This window comes from Burkholderia sp. LMG 13014 (genome assembly GCF_905232215.1).
In the GTDB taxonomy this organism is placed as follows: Bacteria; Pseudomonadota; Gammaproteobacteria; order Burkholderiales; family Burkholderiaceae; genus Burkholderia.
Genome location: NZ_CAJNKE010000575.1, coordinates 1 through 3,681, shown reverse-complemented (window position 1 = coordinate 3,681; position 3,681 = coordinate 1). Strand labels below are relative to the sequence as shown.

The window sequence follows — 3,681 nt, the reverse complement described above, 5'->3', positions numbered from 1 at the left end:
GGTCGGCACTCGACATCGCGTACGACGTGCCGCGCGTCGTGTCATACACGGCCTTCAGCAAATGCACTTCATCCTTGCGCCACGTGACCCAATGACGCTGGCTGTCCTGCCAGCCGCGCTTCGCGTCGGCCGGCGCATCCTTCAACAGGCGCTGATACGCGCCGTCCATCACGGCCTGCCACTGCTGCTGCGCTTCGCCCATGCACTGGATCTGGCCGGCCGGAGACGACCGGTCGCGCCGCGCGAGGCATTGCCGCATCGCGACGTCGATCGGGTCGGCCGCCGCGACTTCCGCATGTGCGACACCCATGCCCGCCAGCCCGGCCGACCCCGCCGCCCAGACGACGAGCGCGGCCAGCGCCGCACGCATCGTCTGGATTCGTCCGTGCGTCGCCATCAGTCGCGCACGCAGTCGACGAAGTACTCGACACGGCCGTTCACCTCTTCCGCGACGAGGCCGTGGATGTCGGTGTGGAAGCCCGGGAAGCGCTCGTTGAAGTCGCGCGCGAACCGCAGGTAGTTCATGATCGTCTTGTTGAAGCGCTCGCCCGGGATCAGCAGCGGAATGCCCGGCGGGTACGGCGTGAGCAGGATGCTCGTCACGCGGCCTTCGAGCTCGTCGAGCGGCACGCGATCGATCTTGCGGTGCGCGAGCTTCGCGAACGCGTCCGACGGCTTCATCGCCGGTTCCATGTCCGACAGGTACATCTCCGTCGTCAGGCGGGCGATGTCGTTCGCGCGGTACACGTCGTGGATCTGCGTGCACAGGTCGCGCAGGCCGACGCGCTCGTAGCGCGGATGCTGCGCGACGAATTCCGGCAGCACGCGCCACAGCGGCTGGTTGTTGTCGTAGTCGTCCTTGAACTGCTGCAGCTCGGTCACCATCGAGTTCCAGCGGCCCTTCGTGATGCCGATCGTGAACATGATGAAGAACGAGTACAGGCCGGTCTTCTCGACGATGATCCCGTGCTCGGCCAGGTACTTCGTGACGATCGCGGCCGGAATGCCGGTTTCGCCGAACTCGCCGTCGACGTCGAGCCCCGGCGTGATGATCGTCGCCTTGATCGGGTCGAGCATGTTGAAGCCTTCCGCCAGCGGGCCGAAGCCGTGCCAGTGGTCGTTCGGCTTCAGTATCCAGTCCTCGCGCGAACCGATGCCTTCTTCGGACAGGTTGTCCGGGCCCCATACGCTGAAGAACCAGTCGTCGCCGTATTCGGCGTCGACCTTGCGCATCGCGCGGCGGAAATCGATCGCCTCGGCGATCGACTCCTCGACGAGCGCGGTGCCGCCCGGCGGCTCCATCATCGCGGCCGCGACGTCGCACGACGCGATGATCGCGTACTGCGGGCTCGTCGACGTGTGCATCAGGTACGCCTCGTTGAAGCGGTGCTTGTCGAACGTGCGGTTCTCCGAATCCTGCACGACGATCTGCGATGCCTGCGAGATGCCCGCGAGCAGCTTGTGCGTCGAGTGCGTCGCGAACACGAGCGCGCCGGTGCGCGGACGGCCGTCGCCGATCGCGTGCATGTCGCGGTAGAAGTCGTGGAACGTCGCGTGCGGCAGCCACGCTTCGTCGAAGTGCAGCGTGTCGAGCAGGTCGCCGAGCAGGTCCTTGATCATCTCGACGTTGTAGACGACGCCGTCGTACGTGCTCTGCGTGATCGTCAGGATGCGCGGCTTCAGGTCCGGGTTCTCGCGCATCGCTTCGCGCGCGAACGGGTTCGCCTCGATCTTCTTGCGGATGTTCTCCGGCTTGAATTCGTCGCGCGAGATCGGCCCGATGATGCCGAAGTGGTTACGCGTCGGCGTGAGGAACACGGGGATCGCGCCCGTCATCGTGATCGCGTGCAGGATCGACTTGTGGCAGTTGCGGTCGACCAGCACGATGTCGCCCGGTGCAACCGTCGCGTGCCAGACGATTTTGTTCGACGTCGACGTGCCGTTGGTCACGAAGAACAGGTGGTCCGCGCTGAAGATCCGCGCCGCGTTGCGCTCGGACGCCGCGACCGGGCCCGTGTGGTCGAGCAGCTGGCCGAGTTCGTCCACCGCGTTGCAGACGTCCGCGCGCAGCATGTTCTCGCCGAAGAACTGGTGGAACATCTGGCCGAGCGGGTTCTTCAGGAACGCGACGCCGCCCGAGTGGCCCGGGCAGTGCCACGAGTACGAGCCTTCGTCCGCGTACTTGACGAGTTCCTTGAAGAACGGCGGCGCGAGCGAGTCGAGATAGACCTTCGCCTCGCGGATGATGTGGCGCGCGACGAACTCCGGCGTGTCCTCGAACATGTGGATGAAGCCGTGCAGCTCGCGCAGGATGTCGTTCGGCAGGTGGCGCGACGTGCGCGTCTCGCCGTACAGGAAGATCGGAATATCCGCGTTGCGGCGGCGCACTTCGGTGACGAACGCGCGCAGCTCGATGATCGCGGTCGCGAGCTCGGGCAGTTCGCCGTCCGGGCCGGTCTCGCCGAGCATGAGTTCGTCGTCGTCGATCGACAGGATGAAGCACGACGCACGGCTCGATTGCTGCGCGAACGACGTCAGATCACCGTAGCTCGTGAGGCCGAGGACTTCGACGCCCTCCTTCTCGATCGCTTCGGCCAACGCCCGGATGCCGGAGCCCGAGATGTTCTCGGAGCGGAAATCTTCGTCGATGATGACGACGGGGAAACGAAACTTCATGGGCGATTCTCCAAAAAGAACGACCGCGGCGCGTCACGCGCAGCGGTCACCCGGAAACTGGTGAGACGTTATGCAACCAGATCAGGTTTTCGGCAGCGTGACACCACGCTGCCCCTGATACTTGCCGCCGCGATCCGCGTACGACACGTCGCACACTTCGTCGCTCTCGAAGAAGAGCACCTGTGCGACGCCTTCGTTCGCGTAGATCTTCGCGGGCAGCGGCGTGGTGTTCGAGAATTCCAGCGTGACGTAGCCTTCCCACTCGGGTTCGAACGGCGTCACGTTGACGATGATCCCGCAGCGCGCATAGGTCGATTTGCCGAGGCAGACCGTCAGCACGGTGCGCGGGATGCGGAAATATTCGACGGTGCGGGCCAGCGCGAACGAGTTCGGCGGGATGATGCACACGTCGCCCTTGAAATCGACAAACGAACCCTCGTCGAAGTTCTTCGGATCGACGATCGTCGAGTTGATGTTCGTGAAAATCTTGAATTCGTCTGCACAGCGGATGTCGTAGCCGTAGCTCGACGTGCCGTAGCTGACGATCCGGCGACCGTCCTCGGACGCACGGACCTGATCGGGCACGAACGGCTCGATCATCTTGTGCTCTTCGGCCATGCGCCGAATCCACTTGTCGGACTTGATGCTCATGCCAGCCTCCGCCGGGCCGTCCCAAGGAGGCTGGCCGTCCCCTCGGGGGACAGCGAACGAAGTGAGCGTTGGGGTCGTTGCATATTCGGGGCGCCTGGAAACGCTGCGTGACAGTCGGTGAGGGCCAGACCCGCGAGGCGGCGGCCGGGAAAGGCGCACATTTTACGCGATCATCGGCCGGCGCACGCGGCGCCCGTCAACGGATCACGCCGCAGGCCAGCGCGGGCCCCGCGCCATGCTGCGGAAACGCGGGATCGCTCGGTTCGCGGTGCACCAGCGCCGCGCGGTTCATCGCCGAGCGCACGCCATCGAGGGCCAGATCGGGCGCGACGATGAAGCCGGCCGCGACGCCGT

Annotated in this window: 3 protein-coding genes and 1 pseudogene; all 4 read right to left on the bottom strand. The window is 65.3% G+C overall.

Annotated elements, in window-relative coordinates:
• On the bottom strand, positions 1 to 397 hold a 397-nt coding region (locus JYJ84_RS31125; protein ID WP_205189910.1), incomplete at its 3' end, for a lysozyme inhibitor LprI family protein.
• Positions 397 to 2,676 carry an arginine/lysine/ornithine decarboxylase gene (locus JYJ84_RS31120; RefSeq protein WP_122946023.1) on the bottom strand — a complete coding sequence of 760 codons (2,280 nt, stop codon included), beginning with the start codon at positions 2,674 to 2,676 and terminating at the stop codon, positions 397 to 399. The genes JYJ84_RS31120 and JYJ84_RS31125, both read right to left, overlap by 1 nt.
• Before the next feature lie 81 nt (positions 2,677 to 2,757).
• On the bottom strand, positions 2,758 to 3,327 hold the full coding sequence (gene dcd / locus JYJ84_RS31115) for a dCTP deaminase (protein WP_006398615.1): 570 nt from the start codon (positions 3,325 to 3,327) through the stop codon (positions 2,758 to 2,760).
• Between the two features lie 196 nt (positions 3,328 to 3,523).
• Positions 3,524 to 3,681: pseudogene (locus tag JYJ84_RS31110) on the bottom strand (superoxide dismutase family protein); the annotation flags it as partial.